The sequence below is a fragment of the Bacillus sp. EU52 genome, from assembly GCF_037964975.1.
Lineage (GTDB): Bacteria > Bacillota > Bacilli > Bacillales > Bacillaceae > Bacillus > Bacillus subtilis.
In genome coordinates, this window is sequence record NZ_CP150177.1 from 1,878,100 (window position 1) to 1,896,857 (window position 18,758).

Genomic DNA, 18,758 nt, shown 5'->3' on the forward strand with positions numbered 1-18,758 from the left:
GCCAGTTGCTGCATTTCAAAATTCTGCACCGCATCAAGACAGGAAAGGAAGGGTTTATGGTGTTTTATATCAGTTTATTTCTGATTCTTTGGCTGGCTGCGGGGTTTGCAGTGGGAATGAAACAAGTGTATGTCGATCAGCTGTTTGATAAAGCTGTGATCGAAAGACTGGAAAAAGAAGCGAATGATCATGGACACGCTGACCGGATGATCAAACAGCGCGTCCTTTATATTGCAGCAGTGACAGTAAGCGGGTTTATTTCTGTTTATTATGAAATGAAAACAATCCCGCAAAGGCGAAACATAAGAAAAATTGAAAAAAACATCATGAAATTAAATCAAGCAAAAAAACGAAGAATGAAGAGAAAATAAAAAATGCACAGGCCAAAGGGCAGGTGCATTTTTGTTTTGTATGGAAATGGGAGAGGTGGTGCCAGCTTACTTTTCATAAATTCAAAAATGAGAAGAACAGCGCCCGGGCTAATGGTATATAATATTGTGAATTTAACAAAAATTTAACAAGGAGGACGAGAGAATTCGTGCTAAAGCCTCAAAGAGACCTACATCCTGTTGATTTGGACTTAGAGGCGGAGTAGATGAAACCGGCCAAAGTATCCCTGCTCCGCCGTTTGCTCCATTCCTTGAAGCATGTTGATTGTAACATAGCCAAACGTTTTCCATCAACTATTAAAATTGTAAAATTATTGTTGATTTTTATGGTGTTTACTCCGATTTCTTCAATTTATGCTGAAGATGTATATCAGAATTTTGAGGAATTAAAAAGCAATGAAGATCCTTCTGATTACGGCGTTGTTACGAAAGAAACCGGAAGCCCTGTTCTTGTTTTAGCCATTCACGGAGGAGGTATTGAAGGCGGGACAAGTGAAGTAGCGAGAGAGCTCAGCAAAGAGTACTCGATGTATTTATTTGAAGGCTTAAAATCGGCAGGAAACTCAGTCCTGCACATTACGAGCACGCACTTTGATGAACCTCGGGCCCTTAAAATGACGGGAAATCATGAATATGTCATTTCATTACACGGGTACGCAGAAGAAGATCAGCAGATCGAAGTCGGCGGTACAGATCGCGTAAGAGCGGCAGATTTAGTTGAGAAATTGCAGCATGCCGGTTTTCCTGCTGTATTGCTCAATACGGACCATCCACATGCGGGCGTTAGTCCGAATAACATTGCAAATAAATCAAAAACAGGTTTAAGTATTCAGATAGAAATGAGCACAGGGTTTCGAAAGTCTTTGTTCGGCATCTTTTCTTTAAAAAGCAGAGCTGTTACTCAAAATGAGAGGTTTTATGAGTTTACAGAAGTGATGTTCCGTTTTCTCAAAAATAGCTACTGAAAAATAGGAGGCGATAAGACAGCCTCCTATTCCTTATGCTTCTCTTTCGTTTCGGGAAACAGCTCGTCCGCGGCTTCCGTTTGATACTGCAACGTGTTATCTCTCGCTGACAGTTCATTTCGGAAATTTTCATCAAGCACATTTTTCAGTAAATACCGATGAAAAAAGTATTCAAAAACAGTAAGACAGGCAGCGGAAAGGAGAGCCGCTCCAAATGGTGAGAAATCGTTTCTTGTTTGGGTTAAAACAAATACCCAAAGAATAACGAATGAAAGGCCAAAGTCAGCCAATGAAGCTGTAATATTGTTTGTTCTGGGTAAGACGAGCATGTCACCAGAAAGATAGGAAACAAAACCTAAGAAAAGTGCAATAAACATCACACTTAAGAAGGATGCGTGATAGACTCTGTCCAAAATCACATATAAAAGGGCGAGAGTGAAAGCAATCTTTGAAGCAAGCGCAATGATATGTTTCATTTGACCACCTAAATTGTTATTTTTTGAAGAAAATTCTTGGGCGTAAACAAATGATAAATAATGCAATTCAAAACCATTCATAATGGTCATGTTACTATTTTAAACAGTCCGTTTTTGTTTACACTGGTATTTTTTTCAGCTGTATGAAACTTTCTTATGAAAAAAGTCGTATATGTGGATGATCAGCTTTCAAGGGGGGAATGATTTGTGGAGATAAAAGGAATCAATCACTTGCTATTTTCAGTTTCGCATTTGGATACATCGATTGATTTTTATCAAAAAGTGTTTGGTGCAAAGCTTTTGGTAAAGGGAAGAACAACTGCATATTTTGATATGAACGGCATCTGGCTAGCGCTTAATGAAGAACCAGACATCCCGAGAAATGACATTAAGCTTTCTTATACCCATATTGCTTTTACAATTGAAGATCATGAATTTGAGGAGATGTCAGCTAAATTAAAAAGACTTCATGTCAATATTCTGCCTGGCAGAGAACGAGATGAACGCGAACGAAAATCAATTTATTTTACCGACCCTGACGGCCACAAATTTGAATTTCATACCGGAACCCTTCAAGACAGGCTTCGATATTACAAACAAGAAAAAACGCATATGCACTTTTATGATGAAACGGCCTTTTGATATCACAACCATATTTCATATAAGGTTAAATTTAAAGAAGGGTGTTGGTGGAGACTTTATGTTTGGGGAAGGTTTCTACCCGACTTGTTCAACGATGCCATATCTTTTGAACTGTACAAGTGATTGGGTGAAGGTGAAATTGAAATACATATTACATTTTATATGAAGAAAGCAAGCTGTTTTAACAGAGTGTTGAACTACCTAAACTATGTACTAAATTTTCAGTTATTTCAATTGCCTCGCCCCTTAATAAATATGAAACCGCATCCTTCCACGACCTAAAAAATGAAACGTTTTTAAGAAGATAGCGTCTAATATTCTAAACGTTCATATTTTGATCAAAGTTTCCTGAAGGAAAGAAAATTTCTTGACTTCAACAATCTTTTGGTGGATAATTATGGTGTAAACATGATGTTCTTTTTCCTCCTATTCAGGCTCGCACCCAAAAGTCAGGGCGAGCCTGCTTTTTTTGAACAACAAACCCCCTCTCCGTAAAGGAAGAGGGGGTTATTTCATGCATCTGATAGATCAATAGATTAATGGACGGTTCTGAACACGCCAATCACTTTCCCTAGAATGCTGACATTCTGCAAAATGATAGGTTCCATCGTTGGGTTCTCAGGCTGCAAGCGAATGTGGGTATCCTCTTTATAGAATCGTTTTACAGTTGCTTCATCATCTTCTGTCATCGCAACTACAATTTCCCCATTGTTCGCTGTGTTTTGCTGTTTAACGATGACATAGTCCTTATCGAGAATACCAGCATCTATCATACTGTCTCCCATAATCTCCAGCATAAATACATGCTCGTCTGGAGGAACCATGCGGTCTGGGAGCGGAAAATATTCTTCAATATTTTCTACTGCTGTAATAGGAGATCCCGCCGTGACTTTCCCGATGACCGGTACATTAACGACCTGGCTTTGCGGAATGTCTACTTCTTCATCAAGAATTTCTATTGCTCTTGGTTTTGTCGGATCCCGTCTGATCAGTCCTTTTGTTTCCAAGCGGGCCAAATGGCCGTGGACAGTAGAGCTGGACGCAAGCCCGACAGCCTCTCCGATCTCTCTCACGGAAGGCGGATATCCTTTTGATTTAACCTCTGCTTTAATAAAACGGAGGATATCAAGTTGCCTTTTTGATAGCTTCGTCATTTTTCGCACCTCAAAACGTCGATTTTAAGAAGATTATAGCATGATTTTCCTTACAGTACAAACATAGGTTCGAAAAAACAATTGACAGAAACGTTTGTTCGTATATACTGAAATTATAAAAATGCGAACAAACATTCCTGTTGGAGGTTATGATCATGAGTAAAGAATCTATTATTTTTGTCGGTCTGTTCACAGTGATTTTGAGCGCGGTTATCCTTATGCTGTCATATACAAGCAGCGGCCAAGAGCTTAATCAGTATGTTAAAATAGAAGTCCAGCAAGGCGACACACTCTGGTCAATTGCTGATCAGGTAGCAGATACAAAAAAGATAAACAAAAATGATTTTATTGAATGGGTAGCTGATAAAAATCAACTTCAAACCTCTGATATCCAGCCGGGTGATGAGTTAGTGATCCCATTGAAAAAGAAGCATCAGGATGCATATGAATTAGCAACTGTAAAATAGAGAGGAAAGAGAGATAAAATGAAAGCACTCATTTATGCCCGTGTAAGCACAAATAAAGAACAGCAGGAAACGTCATTAAAGCGGCAGGAGGAGGAGCTTACGGCCATTGCAGCGGAGAACGGCATGGAAGTGGTCAAAGTGATTTCAGAAAAAGCCAGCGGATATGAAATGGATCGGGATGGTGTATTTGAGCTGCTTGATGAGATTAAGAACGCTGGAATTGATGTCATTTTGGTTCAGGATGAGACAAGGCTCGGACGGGGAAACGCAAAAATCGCACTGCTTCATTGTATTTATAGAGAAGGTGTGAAAGTCTATACAACGGCTCATAGAGGTGAACTGGAGTTATCGGAGGCTGACTCAATGGTCTTGGAAATCGTCAGCATTGTGGAAGAGTATCAGCGAAAGATTCACAACATGAAAATCAGACGGGGAATGAAACGTGCAGTAAAAAACGGTTTTAAACCGCAAAAAAACTTAAAAAACCAACATGGGAACAGTGGAAAAGAAAAAATAGAGGTGCCAATCTCTGAGATCGTCCGCCTAAGAGCGAATAAACTGACGTTTGCTGAAATCGCGGCTACCCTAAGAGGGTTTGGCTATGATGTCTCTAAAGCAACCGTTCACCGGCGTTTTCAGGAATACATAGAGAATGAAGAGACAGCAGAGTGAATCAGTTGTAAAACTTTTTTTGATCTAGTACTATATAGACAAAATGCAATAAAGGAGTTTAACATGATTTCAAACGCGAAAATTGCCAGAATTAATGAACTTGCTGCCAAAGCTAAAGCTGGCGTTATTACAGAAGAAGAAAAAGCCGAACAGCAAAAGCTCCGTCAAGAGTACTTGAAAGGTTTTCGTTCTTCTATGAAGAACACGTTAAAAAGTGTGAAAATCATTGACCCAGAAGGCAATGATGTAACACCAGAAAAGCTAAAAAGAGAACAAAGAAATAACAAACTTCACTAATACAAGAGGAATACGGCAATATCGTATTCCTCTTTTGCATATACTATAATCAAAACTCTTATGTGACAAAATTCAACAAGTTTCTCTCAAATTTAAGCTGAAACAGTTGAGAAAAAGTCGTCAGACATTTATGATGTAAGGGTACAACACATAAGGAAGGGGATTTTTATGGATACAATTGAAAAGAAATCAGTTGCTACCATTCGCACACTGTCAATAGACGCTATTGAAAAAGCAAATTCTGGTCACCCAGGGATGCCGATGGGAGCCGCTCCAATGGCATACACGCTGTGGACAAAATTTATGAACGTAAGTCCGGCAAACCCTGGCTGGTTTAACCGTGACCGTTTTGTTTTATCTGCTGGACACGGGTCAGCACTATTATACAGCATGCTTCATTTAAGCGGGTTTGATCTTAGTATTGAAGATCTTAAGGGATTCCGCCAGTGGGGCAGCAAAACACCAGGACATCCGGAATTCGGACATACTGCCGGTGTTGATGCTACAACAGGTCCGCTTGGCCAAGGAATTGCCATGGCAGTCGGTATGGCAATTGCTGAACGCCATTTAGCGGAAACATACAACCGCGATTCATTTAACGTAGTCGATCATTATACATACAGTATTTGCGGTGATGGTGATTTAATGGAAGGTATTTCTTCTGAAGCCGCTTCACTCGCAGGCCATCTTCAGCTTGGCCGTCTGATCGTACTATACGATTCTAATGACATCTCTCTTGATGGAGACCTCGACCGTTCATTCTCTGAAAACGTGAAACAGCGTTTTGAAGCAATGAATTGGGAAGTTCTTTATGTTGAGGATGGAAACAATATTGAAGAATTAACAGCGGCTATCGAAAAAGCACGCCAAAATGAAAAGAAACCTACATTAATTGAAGTGAAAACTACAATCGGATTCGGTTCACCTAACCGTGCCGGTACATCCGGTGTTCACGGTGCGCCGCTTGGTAAAGAGGAAAGCAAATTAACAAAAGAAGCTTACGCGTGGACATATGAAGAAGACTTCTACGTTCCGTCAGAAGTTTATGAGCATTTCGCTGCAGCTGTTAAAGAATCAGGTGAGAAAAAAGAACAAGAATGGAATGCTCAATTCGCTAAATATAAAGAAGTTTATCCTGAACTTGCTGAACAGCTTGAACTGGCAATCAAAGGAGAGCTTCCGAAGGACTGGGATCAAGAGGTTCCTGTGTATGAAAAAGGAAGCAGCCTGGCATCCCGTGCATCTTCCGGTGAAGTTCTCAACGGACTTGCGAAAAAAATTCCTTTCTTTGTCGGAGGTTCTGCTGACCTAGCGGGATCGAACAAAACGACTATTAAAAATGCCGGTGATTTTACAGCGGTTGATTACTCAGGCAAAAACTTCTGGTTTGGTGTACGTGAATTTGCGATGGGTGCAGCCTTAAACGGTATGGCGCTTCATGGCGGTCTTCGTGTATTCGGCGGAACTTTCTTTGTCTTCTCTGATTACCTGCGTCCTGCGATTCGCCTTGCAGCGTTAATGGGCCTTCCTGTGACATATGTCTTCACACATGACAGTATTGCGGTTGGTGAAGACGGTCCGACGCACGAGCCTGTTGAACAGCTTGCTTCACTCCGTGCGATGCCTAACCTTTCTTTGATCCGTCCAGCAGACGGCAATGAGACAGCAGCAGCATGGAAGCTTGCAGTGCAAAGCACTGATCACCCAACAGCGCTAGTGCTTACACGTCAAAACCTTCCTACCATCGATCAAACAGCTGAAGAAGCATTGGCAGGAGTAGAAAAAGGTGCATATGTCGTTTCTAAATCTAAAAACGAAACACCTGACGCTCTTCTCATTGCCTCCGGATCCGAGGTAGGTCTTGCAATTGAAGCGCAGGCTGAATTGGCAAAAGAAAATATCGATGTTTCTGTTGTCAGCATGCCTTCAATGGACCGTTTTGAGAAACAATCTGATGAATACAAAAACGAAGTCCTTCCTGCAGATGTGAAAAAACGTCTTGCAATTGAAATGGGCTCATCATTTGGATGGGGCAAATACACGGGGCTTGAAGGTGACGTTCTCGGCATAGACCGATTCGGTGCATCTGCTCCTGGTGAAACCATCATTAACGAATACGGCTTCTCAGTTCCGAACGTAGTGAATCGAGTTAAGGCATTAATCAATAAGTAAGCTTTTGAAAGAGGATGAGTCAAATCATCCTCTTTTTCTTGTTTATCCGACAAAAATAGTATTGGCTGTTTAACAGTAATAGACAATTCTTTCTTTTCTTCTTTTGTATAATAGAGAGCAAATGAAATGCTGCTGGAAAAGGGGATGAAAAGATGGAACGTCACTACTATACGTACCTGATCAAAGAGGAATTTGCCAATCACTATTTCGGCCGGGAATCGGTTATGTTTGAGCTGTTTCAAGACTATCATTGGACAAGCCTTGAAAAGCAGCAGTATGAAATGACAGAGAAACAGATTCAATATATTACACAACCAATCCCTATTTTACATATGCATCAGCGGTTAAAAATGAATTTAAACAAGACGGATTACAGGCAGCTGGATTATATTTATAGAATAGCTTTGCCGAAAGCAAAAGGCCACGCGACGTTTATGATGAAGGAGCACATGATAGAAATTGTGGCTTCGGGAGATTACGAGGCAGAAACGATATTCTTTGAAGTGTTAAGAAAAGTAAGCCCTTGCTTTTTAGCAATGGATTTCAATTCGAAGCGTTACGGATGGCTAAATCCGGTGAAAGAAAGAAATTTTGTCTAAAACCGAAGAAAAAGAGATGTAAATGTTGTATAATAGCTTTTGGTTTAGTACACTTTAAACTAGACAACATGAAGGAGGAAATAAAATGACTTTATGGGTTGGCATCCTAGTGGGCGTTGTTGCATTGCTCATAGGTGTTGCACTCGGGTTTTTTATTGCTCGTAAATATATGATGAGCTACCTGAAAAAGAATCCGCCTATTAATGAACAAATGTTACGCATGATGATGATGCAAATGGGAATGAAACCTTCTCAAAAGAAAATCAATCAAATGATGAAAGCCATGAATAATCAAACGAAATAATACGTAAAGATTATGATATAGAGAAACATGGTTATAAAATAAAAAACCCTTATACGGGTTTTTTATTTTGCAATCATTCATCACCCGCTACTGCTCGAAGGCGCTGCTTTTGATATTGTATGAGAAGATGGTCAAGCTCCTGACTGAGCTCTATCGTAATATGAGATGTCATTCCGTTCGCCATGACAATTTGCAGCAGCTCTGCTCTTTTTTTTTCAATTTCTTTTAATAGATGCTCTCTAATCACAGGGATGTATCCTTTCATACATTAGATCTTCAAAGTGAATGTTTATATTATATCCATATTTATACTAATTTTCAAATGAGAAGGAGTATAATGTCTCAATGTCAAATTAAATTATATAAGTTTTTTCTGAAAATAGAAATCCTTCAAGTGAAAGTGTTAAAAAAATGAAATGATTTTGTCATAACTTGAAGGAATGTCAAATCATGAAGGGATGATGACATGGGAGACGTGAATTATTTTTTGACATTCGGTGCGGGTTTTTTATCCTTTATTTCGCCTTGCTGCCTGCCGCTTTACCCAGCTTTTTTGTCATATATTACAGGGGTCAGCATGGACGATGTAAAAACAGAAAAGCTGCTGCTGCAGAAAAGAAGCTTGTTTCATACTTTGTGTTTTCTGCTTGGCTTTTCAGTCATTTTTATTGCTTTAGGCTATGGAACATCTTTTATTGGCAGCCTGTTTAGGGATTATCACGATGCGATTCGGCAAATTGGCGCGTTGCTTATTATTTTGTTCGGTTTCATTACACTCGGTGTGTTCCGGCCTGAGGCTATGATGAAAGAGCGGAGAATCCATTTTAAGCATAAACCAAGCGGGTTTTTAGGGTCGGTCTTAATCGGAATGGCATTTGCAGCTGGATGGACACCATGTACCGGTCCGATATTAGGTGCTGTTATCACACTTGCAGGCACCAATCCGGGCTCAGCGGTGCCATACATGATGTTATATGTACTCGGTTTTGCGGTACCGTTTCTTTTATTGTCTTTTTTTATCACAAAGCTGAAGTGGATAAGGAAGAACCAGCTTTTCATTATGAAAGCTGGCGGCGTTTTGATGATTGTGATTGGTGTGCTGTTATTCTTTAATTGGATGAGCCTGATCATTATTTTGCTGTCAGATCTTTTTGGAGGCTTTACTGGTTTTTGACGGTAAATTACTTTCGTACTACTACTAATCCTTTTGTTTTTGGTACAATAAGACTATTATCTGTGGAAATCGATTGTTGGAGGGGAATATGACAAGAGTTTTAGTTGTAGACGACGCCAAGTTCATGAGAGTGAAAATCAGAGAGATCTTGGAAGAGGCAAATTACATAATCGTAGGCGAAGCGGCGGACGGTGAACAAGCAGCGGACCTGTATAAAAAACTACGCCCGGACCTTGTGACAATGGATATTACAATGCCGGTGAAAAACGGCATAAAAGCGCTTCGTGATATCTTAACCTTTGATCCTAAAGCGAAGGTCATCATGTGCACCGCCATGCGCCAGCAAAGAATTGTAACGGAAGCAATTGAGCTGGGGGCAAAGGATTTTATTGTTAAGCCGTTTGAGGAAACAAAAGTGCTGGAAGCTGTAAGCCGCGTTATGGGACATTAAAGTCATTTCTTTTCAAAATGGTTTTTTTTATTGTTTTGGAGTATAGTATATAGTATCAACACTCCGAGAAACAAAGGAATGATAAGTATGATGATTATAGTTTCATCGATTATTGCTGTGTTAATGGCTGTAGCTGTGATGGTGGTCAGAATAAAGTCCTCTGACAAGCCCGTTTCACCAAAAAAAATCATTCTCCCGCCGATTTTTATGAGTACGGGAGCGTTAATGTTTTTATTTCCGGTATTTTGGGTAACTGGTGCAGAGTTTTTGGAAGCATTCACTTTAGGTGTGATTTTCTCTATTTTTCTAATTAAAACTTCTAAGTTCGAAATTAAAAATAATGAAATTTACATGAAACGCTCTAAAGCATTTGTTTTTATATTAGTCGGTCTTTTGGTGATCAGAATCGTGATGAAATCCATCTTGAGCACATCAATTGATTATGGTGCACTGAGCGGAATGTTTTGGATTCTGGCTTTCGGTATGATTGTGCCTTGGAGAATCGCTATGTATTTATCATATCGAAAACTTCATAACGAGCTGCAGTCAGCTAATATTCAAATGAATTAAAAAACCTTTCCTCTTGTCAGGAAAGGTTTTTTATTTGAGAAGGGTCTGATAAGGTTCCAAATCGATTTTTTTGTCCCGCAGATGCCTTTTTAAGAAGGTATGGTCTCTTTTAGGAGTTGCGAGAATATAGCCTTTGATCATAAGTTGCTGATCAATCTTTGCTACCTTTTCTTTTAATGCAAGCTCACCGATTTTGCCTGCGATTTTGGCTTTTGCTGCATCTCTGAACAGCTCTGGCACGGGCGCAGTCAATTCATCTAGAAACTGTTTGTTTTCATCGTTCCATAAATGTCTGCTGTTTTCAATATAGTAATCCTGCCAATCAAGCTCTGATCTGCCGTCCTCTTTTGGTAAACGCTTTAAAAACTTTCGAAACATGAAAAAACCGCCGATTGATAATAAGACTACCATTATGATCACCCAAAACAGAATAAACCATAAAAACCATCCTTCCAGCATCAATCATTCCCCCTTATTCTAACCATATTGTATACGAAGAGAGATTAGAAGAACACAGTAAAAAAAGAATAGAAAAAAGTGATAGACGTCTAGTCAAAAGAGATAGTAGATCATATTCTATTGTATAGTGAATCTGCTATTTGGCCATGGGAGAGTCACTAGAGGGTATTTGACGATAAATGGACGGAAAAAAAAGTCACTTTCATAATAGGGGATGAAAGTGACTTTTTATGTTTAGCTGAGAGGAAATTGAAGAGAAAAAGAAGAGCCATCTTCTGTTTCTTTATTGACGGCGACTGTGAGTATTTGATTTTCGCATTCGGCTTGAATGGTTTTGTTATTAAAATAAAAAGGAAGCATCATTTGTTTTTCAAAAGTCTGTCCTGACGATTTGACAGTTAAGATGAACTCGCATCCAGAAAGGGTAACTGTTACTTGTGTAGGCTGTAAAAAAGTCAGATCCGCTTCTATAATATACTGCTGACTTGTTTCATATAAATCAATAGGCAATGTTTCGTCGTACCAGGCGAAGGGGTCTTCAAAAAATTGCCGAAGCCATTCATCCATACTATCGAAATCATTCGCATCGTTGCGTTTTGAATGGTTCATGGAAGCATTCCTCCACATATCAACCTTGCTTTACATCATATGCGGTGGATTATAATGGGTGAACGCATAAAAAAACAGACACTAAGGTCTGCTTTTCTTACATATCATGGCTTGAGTTGTGCTTTTGTCTTGTATGGTTTCGGTTCTTTACTTTTTTGCTTCCGCTTAGAGGCTCAGGTTGGCCGGGATTGTGTCCTTTAGGGGCGTTTTTATGCATATCTTTACTTGTATTCTTATTGGTCATAAAATGAGAACCTCCTTAAAAGAGTTCGGTGTTATTGATTGGTTTTTCTTTTTTTGTTATTTTGGCGTTCTGCTTCAGTCAGTACAAGCTGGTCATTTTCAATATAGCCGGCGCCTTTGCCTTGGCTTTTTGCGTCATTCATTCCGTTAATGACGTGATTCGCTTTTCTTTTGACCATCATTATCACCTCAATCATAATATGGCTCCTTTTATTGTGTTATATGAGAGAGCGTAAACAGTAAAAATTACCGGTACATTTTTCTCATAAGTCGAACTTATTGTATTTAATAAAAACATTGATATTTACTTATGTATGATTTTGTTTTAATATGAAATTGTGAGAAAATTGTGATGGAATGTAATGTTCATCTGAGAATGATCTGATATGAAGGGGGATTTTGGAGAATGGCAAACGAGCAAAAAACTGCAGCAAAAGACGTTTTCCAAGCGAGAAAAACGTTTACTACAAATGGGAAAACATATCATTACTACTCTTTAAAAGCGTTAGAAGATTCAGGTATAGGAAAGGTTTCGAAGCTTCCTTATTCCATCAAAGTTCTTTTAGAATCAGTATTGCGTCAAGTTGACGGCTTCGTTATCAAAAAAGAACACGTGGAAAATTTGGCAAAATGGGGAACTGCCGAATTAAAGGATATCGACGTTCCGTTCAAACCGTCTCGTGTTATTTTACAAGACTTCACAGGGGTTCCGGCAGTAGTAGATCTGGCTTCACTGCGTAAAGCAATGGCAGCTGTCGGCGGAGATCCTGATAAAATCAACCCTGAAATTCCTGTTGATCTCGTTATCGACCACTCTGTACAGGTAGATAAAGCGGGTACAGAAGATGCATTAGCAGTAAATATGGACTTGGAATTCGAAAGAAATGCAGAGCGCTACAAATTTTTAAGCTGGGCAAAGAAAGCGTTTAACAATTATCAGGCAGTACCGCCTGCAACAGGTATTGTGCACCAGGTCAACCTTGAGTTCTTGGCAAGTGTTGTCCATGCCATTGAAGAAGACGGCGAGCTTGTAACGTATCCTGATACGCTTGTCGGAACAGACTCACACACAACAATGATTAACGGTATCGGTGTTCTCGGCTGGGGTGTCGGTGGAATTGAAGCTGAAGCGGGAATGCTTGGACAGCCTTCTTACTTCCCAGTTCCAGAGGTAATCGGCGCGAAACTTGTCGGCAAGCTTCCAAACGGAACAACAGCTACTGACTTGGCGTTAAAAGTAACACAAGTGCTGCGTGAAAAAGGCGTTGTCGGTAAATTTGTTGAATTCTTCGGACCGGGAATTGCTGAACTGCCGCTTGCAGATCGCGCAACAATTGCGAATATGGCTCCGGAATACGGTGCTACATGCGGATTCTTCCCAGTAGATGAAGAAGCGCTTAACTACCTGCGCCTGACAGGGCGTGATCCTGAACATATTGATGTTGTTGAAGCATACTGCAGAAGCAATGGCTTGTTCTACACTCCAGATGCGGAAGACCCTCAATTTACTGATGTGGTTGAAATTGACCTGTCTCAAATTGAAGCAAACTTATCGGGTCCAAAGCGTCCTCAGGATTTGATCCCGCTATCTGCTATGCAGGAAACGTTTAAAAAGCACTTAGTCAGCCCTGCAGGTAACCAAGGATTCGGTTTAAATGCTGAGGAAGAAAATAAGGAAATTAAGTTTAAACTCCTTAACGGCGAAGAAACAGTTATGAAAACGGGTGCGATCGCCATTGCTGCGATTACAAGCTGTACAAATACATCAAACCCATACGTTCTGATCGGCGCCGGACTGGTAGCGAAAAAAGCGGTTGAGTTAGGGCTTAAGGTGCCTAATTACGTGAAAACGTCACTTGCACCGGGTTCTAAAGTTGTTACAGGATATCTTGTGAATTCAGGCCTTCTTCCATACATGAAAGAGCTTGGCTTTAACCTCGTTGGGTACGGCTGTACAACATGTATCGGGAACTCAGGTCCGCTTTCACCGGAAATCGAAGAAGCGGTTGCGAAAAATGATCTTCTGATTACGTCTGTCCTTTCCGGAAACCGTAACTTTGAAGGACGTATTCACCCGCTTGTTAAAGGCAACTATCTTGCTTCACCGCCGCTTGTTGTGGCATATGCGCTGGCTGGAACGGTAAACATTAACTTAAAAACCGATCCAATCGGTGTGGGCAAGGATGGTCAAAACGTATACTTTAATGATATTTGGCCGTCAATGGACGAAATCAATGCACTTGTTAAGCAAACTGTTACGCCAGAGCTATTCCGCAAAGAGTATGAAACAGTATTTGATGACAACAAGCGCTGGAACGAAATTGAAACAACAGATGAAGCTTTATATAAATGGGATAACGATTCAACTTACATCCAAAACCCGCCATTCTTTGAAGAGATGTCTGTTGAGCCAGGCAAGGTTGAGCCATTAAAAGGACTGCGTGTTGTCGGTAAATTCGGCGATTCAGTCACAACTGACCATATTTCTCCTGCGGGGGCAATCGGAAAAGATACGCCTGCCGGAAAGTATTTGCAAGAAAAAGGTGTTTCACCTCGTGACTTTAACTCCTACGGCTCCCGCCGCGGAAACCATGAAGTCATGATGAGAGGAACATTTGCCAACATTCGCATCAAAAACCAAATCGCACCGGGTACAGAAGGCGGATTTACGACGTACTGGCCGACTGGTGAAGTAACATCCATCTATGATGCATGCATGAAATACAAAGAAGATAAAACCGGTCTTGTCGTATTAGCAGGAAAAGACTATGGTATGGGATCTTCACGTGACTGGGCTGCAAAAGGAACAAACCTTCTCGGCATCAGAACGGTCATTGCAGAGAGCTTCGAAAGAATTCACAGAAGCAATCTTGTATTCATGGGTGTGCTGCCGCTTCAGTTTAAACAAGGTGAAAATGCGGATACACTCGGCTTAACGGGTAAAGAAGTCATCGAGGTAGATGTTGATGAAACAGTTCGTCCTCGTGACCTTGTGACTGTAAGAGCAATCAATGAAGACGGCAATGTAACAACTTTTGAAGCAGTCGTCCGCTTTGATAGTGAAGTTGAAATTGATTACTACCGCCATGGCGGCATCCTTCAAATGGTGCTTCGTGAAAAAATGAAGCAGTCCTGATGAATCAATAGGAAGAGAAGGCATTTCGCTTTCTCTTCTTTTTATGACACAATGTGCTGCGGAGGTGGCATATGCTGAAAAAATGGCTCGCAGGGATCCTGCTTATCATGCTTGCCGGTTATACGGGATGGAATTTATATCAAACATACAGCAAAAAAGAAGTCGGAATTCAAGAGGGGAAACAAGCACCTGATTTTTCTTTGAAAACGCTGTCAGGAGAGAAAAGCTCTTTACAGGATGCAAAAGGCAAAAAAGTGCTGCTCAATTTTTGGGCAACTTGGTGTAAACCGTGCCGTCAGGAAATGCCTGCGATGGAAAAGCTGCAAAAAGAGTACGCCGACAAACTTGCGGTTGTTGCGGTAAATTTCACTTCAGCTGAGAAAAGTGAGAAACAGGTCCGAGCGTTTGCTGATACTTATGACTTAACGTTCCCCATTCTGATTGATAAAAAAGGGATCAATGCTGACTATAACGTGATGTCATATCCAACGACATATATCTTAGATGAAAAAGGTGTTATCCAAGACATACATGTTGGCACCATGACAAAAAAAGAAATGGAACAAAAACTGGATCTTGATTAGATTCAGTTTTTTTTTATGCTCAGATATGCTTACAAGTTTTCAGAATTGGAAAAAATAAAAGAATATGCGGAGGTGAGAAGCGTGAAGAAGATGAGAAAACGTTCTTTTCATGAGCTCGTCATGGAAAACAAAAAAGAGCTGATGACCAATACAGAGTATTTAAATCAGCTTGAGGAAAAGCTTGAACAGCGATTTAAGCAAAAATAACCTTTAATTTGTATTCATGTTTACCCCTCCTTTTGAGAAACCTATCTGTTGAGGAGGGATAAACATGGGAAACAACAAGAAAAACGGTCAGCCTCAATATGCTCCAAGCCACTTGGGTACAAAGCCTGTAAAATATAAAGCCAATAAAGGGGAAAAAATGCATGATACTTCAGGACAGCGGCCGATTATCATGCAGACAAAAGGCGAGTAGCGAAAATTCGAGTTTATTTCTAGGAGGTACATCCGAATGACAAAGAACCAAAATCAATATCAGCAGCCTAATCCTGATGATCGTTCTGACAATGTGGAAAAATTGCAGGATATGGTTCAAAATACAATTGAAAATATAGAAGAAGCAGAAGCATCAATGGAGTTTGCTTCAGGAGAAGATAAACAGCGTATCAAAGAAAAAAATGCAAGGCGCGAACAGAGCATTGAAGCGTTTCGTAATGAAATACAGGACGAATCTGCAGCGAGACAAAACGGATACCGTTCTTAAAAAACCAGGGAAACCTGGTTTTTTTCTTTCTGATTTGATTATGGTAAAATGGGGCTAAATTGACGTTAAGGGAGCAGAGTAATCTTGCATGTATCAAAAAAAGAAATAGAAGTGCGTTATGCAGAAACAGATCAAATGGGGATTGTCTATCACGCAAATTATCTTGTGTGGATGGAGGTCGGCAGAACGGCCTTGATTAAGGACTTAGGCTTTTTATATAGTGATATGGAAAAAAAAGGCGTTCTGTCCCCAGTCGTTGATATCAATATTTCCTATAAAAAGCCGCTTCATTACGGAGAAACCGCGGTTGTACATACATGGATAGAGGACTATAACGGATTTAAAACCGTCTATGGTTACCACATTTATAATCCGGCCGGTGAGCTTTCCATCAAAGCCACCTCATCTCATATTTGTGTGGATAAAGAAAGCTTTAAGCCAATTCAATTCCGCAAAGCTTTTCCTGATTGGCACACAGCATATGAAAAGGCCAAAAAATAGGGAAGTGAACGGGATATGGCGTTTGGTGTGAAACGGGAGGAACTTAACCGGTGGAAACAAGCAGTGAAAAGAGGAGAAATCGCATTTTTAACACATTACTGGCTGGATGACCGATTTCCAGAAGCAAAGACCGTGACAAAAGCCGGCTGTGCAGACATTGATAAGCTGGTTCAGTGGGGAGCGGCGTACGGGTTAAAAAAAGAATGGATCCATAAGAAAAGTGAATTTCCCCACTTTGATCTGCTGGGGGAAACACAAAAATATATTTTGGAACAAGAAAACCTAACCGATCATCTTATACGATTTCATTTGTAAAAAAAGAACGCACATGATGTGCGTTCTTTTTTATTGGTATTCAAAAACCGGTTCATCAGCGTCTTCTGAATAGCTGACGAGAAGGTCGTGGTTATCAAAGTACCATAAATCACTTTCTTCAATAAAGAAGGTAATGCCGTCAGCTTCTGCAGTGACTCCAGCCTCTTGTGGGGCATCTTTCGCTACACCGAGAGAAAAACCCTTTTGAACGTTGCTGCAGCCTCCATAGCGGACGAAAAAGCGAACCTGGTCTCCGCTTTCCAAATCGAGTTCTTCTTTATACCAGTTCAATGCGTCTTCGTTAATTGTCATATTCATAACAGAACACCCCTTTGTTCTTCATTTGAATTTTCTCTATTATAAACGTATTAGGCTATTCTGTGTCAAAAGAGAAGTTTTTTAAGCTTATAACCATTTTACTTTAGGTTCTGTTTTATTGATAATTCGTTTAATGTTCGCTCGGTGTCTGTATATCACAAAAATAGTGAGCAGGGTAACGACAATCAATAAATACGTATCATGGACAAAGAAACTATATATAACAGTATAGATCCCTGTTAACATCGATGAGAGAGAAACAAATTTAGTCAAGTATAAAAAGATGAAGAATACCGCAACCATCGTGATAAATAACAGGGGTGCGTAAAATAGCAAAACGCCTCCTGATGTCGCCACGGCTTTACCGCCTTTAAATTTGGCGAAGATGGGAAACACGTGGCCTAAAACCGCAAAGACTCCTGCAAGAAGCGGGTGAATATCAACATGCATGAGAAAAGGCAATGCAGTTGCCAGTGTCCCTTTCAAAATATCTCCGGCTATGACGACCGAACCAGCTTTTACACCCAATGTACGGAATGCATTGGTAGCGCCTAAGTTGCCGCTTCCGTGCTCCCGAATATCAATTCCCTTGGCAAGCTTGCCCACAATTAAGCCAGACGGAATGCTGCCTATCAAGTAGGCCAAAATAATCAATAAAGCAATTAACATCTACATTTCTCCTTTTTCAAATTCCCTTCTTTTTATTTTAACATGAGATGTCATGATCTGATGATAAGTTTTTTTGTAAAGTTTGCTTACAAATCCAATCAAACATGCATCATATTTTGATTTCTCCTGTTTTGATCGTGTAAAATAAGTGGAAAAGGAGTGACACACGATGCAAAACCCTTCTAAAGCGGAAATTAAAGAGATTCTTCAAAGAAGCAAACGTATAGCGGTAGTAGGGCTTTCAGACCGTCCGGATAGAACGTCACATATGGTTTCAAAAGCAATGCAGGACGCGGGTTATGAAATTATCCCTGTGAACCCTACAATTGATGAGGCGCTAGGTGTCAAAGCCGTTTCATCTTTAAAAGAGATAGACGGTCCGATTGACATCGTAAATGTATTCCGGCGCTCAGAACAGCTTCCTGGAGTGGCGGAAGAGTTTTTAGAGACAGATGCGCCAGTATTTTGGGCACAGCAAGGGCTAGTTAATGAGGAAGCATACCAGATGCTAAAAGAAAAAGGCAGAACGGTTATCATGGATCTGTGCATAAAAGTGGCACACGCTGTAACAAAATAGGTGCAGAACTGCAAAAATCCTTGTAAATTCAAGGATTTTTGCTTTTTAATTTTAAGATATTGTTTGCGTATTACGGTGAAACAGATACAATAAAGCTTGAACAGCTTTTTTTGAATACCTTGTCCAGCTGGGTTTCGGCCGTTCGATTTGCGAAGGTCTGCTGCTTTATATATAATAAACAAACATACGTTCTCATAGTGTAAAAACAGCACTAGCCGATGTTTTGAGAAGAACTGATTCGTTAGCTCTATGTTGCGATTGCAAACATATTGGTTATAATGAGGAGTCCAAGGCAGTACTGGCTCGAGG

At 40.3% G+C, this 18,758-nt stretch carries 29 protein-coding genes and 1 pseudogene; 21 read left to right on the plus strand and 9 right to left on the minus strand.

Going from position 1 to position 18,758, the window contains the following annotated elements:
* Positions 1-56: 56 nt before the first annotated feature.
* Together NSU05_RS09460 and pghL are read left to right on the plus strand one after the other, a co-directional pair.
* Positions 57-371: a hypothetical protein gene (locus NSU05_RS09460; protein WP_003245621.1), complete on the plus strand. Its 315-nt coding sequence runs from the start codon at positions 57-59 to the stop codon at positions 369-371.
* Positions 372-595: 224 nt separating this feature from the next.
* Entirely contained in the window at positions 596-1,354 is a 759-nt protein-coding gene (gene pghL / locus NSU05_RS09465; protein ID WP_015714006.1) for a gamma-polyglutamate hydrolase PghL, read from the plus strand.
* A gap of 26 nt (positions 1,355-1,380) precedes the next feature.
* Here pghL and NSU05_RS09470 read toward each other — a convergent pair whose 3' ends face one another.
* The gene (locus NSU05_RS09470) at positions 1,381-1,830 is read right to left on the minus strand and encodes a YndM family protein (protein ID WP_003245454.1); all 450 of its coding nucleotides are present in this window, start codon (positions 1,828-1,830) and stop codon (positions 1,381-1,383) included.
* A 207-nt stretch (positions 1,831-2,037) separates the two neighbouring features.
* Between NSU05_RS09470 and fosB the strand changes: the two genes are divergently transcribed.
* Together fosB and NSU05_RS09480 are read left to right on the plus strand one after the other, a co-directional pair.
* On the plus strand, positions 2,038-2,472 hold the full coding sequence (gene fosB / locus NSU05_RS09475) for a metallothiol transferase FosB (RefSeq protein ID WP_038429037.1): 435 nt from the start codon (positions 2,038-2,040) through the stop codon (positions 2,470-2,472).
* Positions 2,381-2,657 (plus strand): annotated as a pseudogene (locus NSU05_RS09480) (hypothetical protein). Before fosB ends, NSU05_RS09480 begins: the two are co-directional and overlap by 92 nt.
* Positions 2,658-3,008: 351 nt before the next feature.
* Here the strand turns inward: NSU05_RS09480 and lexA are convergent.
* Entirely contained in the window at positions 3,009-3,626 is a 618-nt protein-coding gene (gene lexA, locus NSU05_RS09485) for a transcriptional repressor LexA (protein ID WP_003238209.1), read from the minus strand.
* Between the two features lie 149 nt (positions 3,627-3,775).
* On the opposite strand from lexA, the gene yneA reads away from it, so the two are divergent.
* The 6 genes from yneA to NSU05_RS09515 all read left to right on the plus strand — a co-directional run bounded on the left by yneA (position 3,776) and on the right by NSU05_RS09515 (position 8,137).
* Positions 3,776-4,093, plus strand: a complete 318-nt coding sequence (yneA, locus tag NSU05_RS09490) for a cell division suppressor protein YneA (RefSeq protein WP_015252003.1) — start codon at positions 3,776-3,778, stop codon at positions 4,091-4,093.
* Between the two features lie 18 nt (positions 4,094-4,111).
* Entirely contained in the window at positions 4,112-4,765 is a 654-nt protein-coding gene (locus NSU05_RS09495) for a recombinase family protein (protein ID WP_015714011.1), read from the plus strand.
* 63 nt (positions 4,766-4,828) lie between these two features.
* On the plus strand, positions 4,829-5,062 hold the full coding sequence (locus tag NSU05_RS09500; protein ID WP_003231595.1) for a DUF896 domain-containing protein: 234 nt from the start codon (positions 4,829-4,831) through the stop codon (positions 5,060-5,062).
* Positions 5,063-5,230: 168 nt separating this feature from the next.
* Positions 5,231-7,234, plus strand: coding sequence for a transketolase (gene tkt, locus NSU05_RS09505; RefSeq protein ID WP_014476936.1), 2,004 nt, complete (start codon positions 5,231-5,233; stop codon positions 7,232-7,234).
* 152 nt (positions 7,235-7,386) lie between these two features.
* Positions 7,387-7,833: a sporulation inhibitor of replication protein SirA gene (sirA, locus tag NSU05_RS09510; RefSeq protein ID WP_003231591.1), complete on the plus strand. Its 447-nt coding sequence runs from the start codon at positions 7,387-7,389 to the stop codon at positions 7,831-7,833.
* A gap of 85 nt (positions 7,834-7,918) precedes the next feature.
* The gene (locus tag NSU05_RS09515; RefSeq protein WP_003221221.1) at positions 7,919-8,137 is read left to right on the plus strand and encodes a YneF family protein; all 219 of its coding nucleotides are present in this window, start codon (positions 7,919-7,921) and stop codon (positions 8,135-8,137) included.
* Between the two features lie 73 nt (positions 8,138-8,210).
* Here the strand turns inward: NSU05_RS09515 and ynzD are convergent, their stop codons facing one another.
* Positions 8,211-8,384: an aspartyl-phosphate phosphatase YnzD gene (ynzD, locus tag NSU05_RS09520; protein WP_010886518.1), complete on the minus strand. Its 174-nt coding sequence runs from the start codon at positions 8,382-8,384 to the stop codon at positions 8,211-8,213.
* A 219-nt stretch (positions 8,385-8,603) separates the two neighbouring features.
* On the opposite strand from ynzD, the gene ccdA reads away from it, so the two are divergent.
* From ccdA to NSU05_RS09535, 3 genes are all read left to right on the plus strand, one after another.
* Complete coding sequence (gene ccdA / locus NSU05_RS09525; RefSeq protein ID WP_015383767.1) at positions 8,604-9,311, plus strand: cytochrome c-type biogenesis protein CcdA; 708 nt, start codon at positions 8,604-8,606, stop codon at positions 9,309-9,311.
* An 88-nt stretch (positions 9,312-9,399) separates the two neighbouring features.
* Complete coding sequence (locus tag NSU05_RS09530) at positions 9,400-9,762, plus strand: response regulator (protein WP_038429038.1); 363 nt, start codon at positions 9,400-9,402, stop codon at positions 9,760-9,762.
* A 78-nt stretch (positions 9,763-9,840) separates the two neighbouring features.
* The gene (locus tag NSU05_RS09535) at positions 9,841-10,332 is read left to right on the plus strand and encodes a CcdC family protein (RefSeq protein ID WP_072174017.1); all 492 of its coding nucleotides are present in this window, start codon (positions 9,841-9,843) and stop codon (positions 10,330-10,332) included.
* Between the two features lie 30 nt (positions 10,333-10,362).
* Here the strand turns inward: NSU05_RS09535 and yneK are convergent, their stop codons facing one another.
* From yneK to sspO, 4 genes are all read right to left on the minus strand, one after another.
* The gene (gene yneK / locus NSU05_RS09540; RefSeq protein WP_038429039.1) at positions 10,363-10,791 is read right to left on the minus strand and encodes a DynA interaction protein YneK; all 429 of its coding nucleotides are present in this window, start codon (positions 10,789-10,791) and stop codon (positions 10,363-10,365) included.
* A gap of 234 nt (positions 10,792-11,025) precedes the next feature.
* Positions 11,026-11,418, minus strand: a complete 393-nt coding sequence (cotM, locus tag NSU05_RS09545) for an outer spore coat protein CotM (protein WP_082200951.1) — start codon at positions 11,416-11,418, stop codon at positions 11,026-11,028.
* A 79-nt stretch (positions 11,419-11,497) separates the two neighbouring features.
* On the minus strand, positions 11,498-11,644 hold the full coding sequence (locus NSU05_RS09550) for a small acid-soluble spore protein P (protein WP_003221237.1): 147 nt from the start codon (positions 11,642-11,644) through the stop codon (positions 11,498-11,500).
* Between the two features lie 31 nt (positions 11,645-11,675).
* Positions 11,676-11,822, minus strand: coding sequence for an acid-soluble spore protein SspO (gene sspO, locus NSU05_RS09555; protein ID WP_003244839.1), 147 nt, complete (start codon positions 11,820-11,822; stop codon positions 11,676-11,678).
* 227 nt (positions 11,823-12,049) lie between these two features.
* On the opposite strand from sspO, the gene acnA reads away from it, so the two are divergent.
* The 7 genes from acnA (at position 12,050) to NSU05_RS09590 (ending at position 16,885) form a co-directional block, all read left to right on the plus strand.
* Complete coding sequence (acnA, locus tag NSU05_RS09560; protein WP_038429041.1) at positions 12,050-14,779, plus strand: aconitate hydratase AcnA; 2,730 nt, start codon at positions 12,050-12,052, stop codon at positions 14,777-14,779.
* 71 nt (positions 14,780-14,850) lie between these two features.
* A complete protein-coding gene (locus tag NSU05_RS09565) occupies positions 14,851-15,363 on the plus strand; it encodes a redoxin domain-containing protein (RefSeq protein WP_003231571.1) in 513 nt (170 codons plus the stop codon).
* Between the two features lie 81 nt (positions 15,364-15,444).
* Entirely contained in the window at positions 15,445-15,570 is a 126-nt protein-coding gene (locus NSU05_RS09570; RefSeq protein WP_003244964.1) for an FbpB family small basic protein, read from the plus strand.
* A gap of 64 nt (positions 15,571-15,634) precedes the next feature.
* Positions 15,635-15,781: an acid-soluble spore protein SspN gene (gene sspN / locus NSU05_RS09575; protein WP_003231569.1), complete on the plus strand. Its 147-nt coding sequence runs from the start codon at positions 15,635-15,637 to the stop codon at positions 15,779-15,781.
* 36 nt (positions 15,782-15,817) lie between these two features.
* Positions 15,818-16,069 carry a small acid-soluble spore protein Tlp gene (gene tlp, locus NSU05_RS09580; RefSeq protein WP_003231568.1) on the plus strand — a complete coding sequence of 84 codons (252 nt, stop codon included), beginning with the start codon at positions 15,818-15,820 and terminating at the stop codon, positions 16,067-16,069.
* Between the two features lie 84 nt (positions 16,070-16,153).
* Complete coding sequence (locus tag NSU05_RS09585; RefSeq protein ID WP_003231566.1) at positions 16,154-16,570, plus strand: YbgC/FadM family acyl-CoA thioesterase; 417 nt, start codon at positions 16,154-16,156, stop codon at positions 16,568-16,570.
* A 15-nt stretch (positions 16,571-16,585) separates the two neighbouring features.
* Complete coding sequence (locus NSU05_RS09590) at positions 16,586-16,885, plus strand: hypothetical protein (RefSeq protein WP_003231564.1); 300 nt, start codon at positions 16,586-16,588, stop codon at positions 16,883-16,885.
* A 30-nt stretch (positions 16,886-16,915) separates the two neighbouring features.
* On the opposite strand, the gene NSU05_RS09595 is transcribed toward NSU05_RS09590, so the two are convergent.
* Complete coding sequence (locus tag NSU05_RS09595; protein WP_003231562.1) at positions 16,916-17,203, minus strand: HesB/YadR/YfhF family protein; 288 nt, start codon at positions 17,201-17,203, stop codon at positions 16,916-16,918.
* Positions 17,204-17,290: 87 nt separating this feature from the next.
* Positions 17,291-17,872 (minus strand): glycerol-3-phosphate 1-O-acyltransferase PlsY, encoded by a 582-nt coding sequence (plsY, locus tag NSU05_RS09600; protein ID WP_003231560.1) that lies wholly within the window; start codon positions 17,870-17,872, stop codon positions 17,291-17,293.
* Positions 17,873-18,041: 169 nt separating this feature from the next.
* Between plsY and NSU05_RS09605 the strand changes: the two genes are divergently transcribed.
* Complete coding sequence (locus tag NSU05_RS09605; RefSeq protein ID WP_003245606.1) at positions 18,042-18,449, plus strand: CoA-binding protein; 408 nt, start codon at positions 18,042-18,044, stop codon at positions 18,447-18,449.
* Positions 18,450-18,758 lie beyond the last annotated feature (309 nt).

Coding starts and splice junctions, on each gene's coding strand:
- NSU05_RS09460 (WP_003245621.1), top strand. CDS start 57: ATGGTGTTTTATATCAGTTTATTTCTGATTCTTTGGCTGGCTGCGGGG.
- pghL (WP_015714006.1), top strand. CDS start 596: ATGAAACCGGCCAAAGTATCCCTGCTCCGCCGTTTGCTCCATTCCTTG.
- NSU05_RS09470 (WP_003245454.1), bottom strand. CDS start 1,830: ATGAAACATATCATTGCGCTTGCTTCAAAGATTGCTTTCACTCTCGCC.
- lexA (WP_003238209.1), bottom strand. CDS start 3,626: ATGACGAAGCTATCAAAAAGGCAACTTGATATCCTCCGTTTTATTAAA.
- yneA (WP_015252003.1), top strand. CDS start 3,776: ATGATCATGAGTAAAGAATCTATTATTTTTGTCGGTCTGTTCACAGTG.
- NSU05_RS09495 (WP_015714011.1), top strand. CDS start 4,112: ATGAAAGCACTCATTTATGCCCGTGTAAGCACAAATAAAGAACAGCAG.
- NSU05_RS09500 (WP_003231595.1), top strand. CDS start 4,829: ATGATTTCAAACGCGAAAATTGCCAGAATTAATGAACTTGCTGCCAAA.
- tkt (WP_014476936.1), top strand. CDS start 5,231: ATGGATACAATTGAAAAGAAATCAGTTGCTACCATTCGCACACTGTCA.
- sirA (WP_003231591.1), top strand. CDS start 7,387: ATGGAACGTCACTACTATACGTACCTGATCAAAGAGGAATTTGCCAAT.
- NSU05_RS09515 (WP_003221221.1), top strand. CDS start 7,919: ATGACTTTATGGGTTGGCATCCTAGTGGGCGTTGTTGCATTGCTCATA.
- ccdA (WP_015383767.1), top strand. CDS start 8,604: ATGGGAGACGTGAATTATTTTTTGACATTCGGTGCGGGTTTTTTATCC.
- NSU05_RS09530 (WP_038429038.1), top strand. CDS start 9,400: ATGACAAGAGTTTTAGTTGTAGACGACGCCAAGTTCATGAGAGTGAAA.
- NSU05_RS09535 (WP_072174017.1), top strand. CDS start 9,841: ATGATAAGTATGATGATTATAGTTTCATCGATTATTGCTGTGTTAATG.
- yneK (WP_038429039.1), bottom strand. CDS start 10,791: ATGCTGGAAGGATGGTTTTTATGGTTTATTCTGTTTTGGGTGATCATA.
- cotM (WP_082200951.1), bottom strand. CDS start 11,418: ATGTGGAGGAATGCTTCCATGAACCATTCAAAACGCAACGATGCGAAT.
- NSU05_RS09550 (WP_003221237.1), bottom strand. CDS start 11,644: ATGACCAATAAGAATACAAGTAAAGATATGCATAAAAACGCCCCTAAA.
- sspO (WP_003244839.1), bottom strand. CDS start 11,822: ATGGTCAAAAGAAAAGCGAATCACGTCATTAACGGAATGAATGACGCA.
- acnA (WP_038429041.1), top strand. CDS start 12,050: ATGGCAAACGAGCAAAAAACTGCAGCAAAAGACGTTTTCCAAGCGAGA.
- NSU05_RS09565 (WP_003231571.1), top strand. CDS start 14,851: ATGCTGAAAAAATGGCTCGCAGGGATCCTGCTTATCATGCTTGCCGGT.
- sspN (WP_003231569.1), top strand. CDS start 15,635: ATGGGAAACAACAAGAAAAACGGTCAGCCTCAATATGCTCCAAGCCAC.
- tlp (WP_003231568.1), top strand. CDS start 15,818: ATGACAAAGAACCAAAATCAATATCAGCAGCCTAATCCTGATGATCGT.
- NSU05_RS09590 (WP_003231564.1), top strand. CDS start 16,586: ATGGCGTTTGGTGTGAAACGGGAGGAACTTAACCGGTGGAAACAAGCA.
- NSU05_RS09595 (WP_003231562.1), bottom strand. CDS start 17,203: ATGAATATGACAATTAACGAAGACGCATTGAACTGGTATAAAGAAGAA.
- plsY (WP_003231560.1), bottom strand. CDS start 17,872: ATGTTAATTGCTTTATTGATTATTTTGGCCTACTTGATAGGCAGCATT.
- NSU05_RS09605 (WP_003245606.1), top strand. CDS start 18,042: ATGCAAAACCCTTCTAAAGCGGAAATTAAAGAGATTCTTCAAAGAAGC.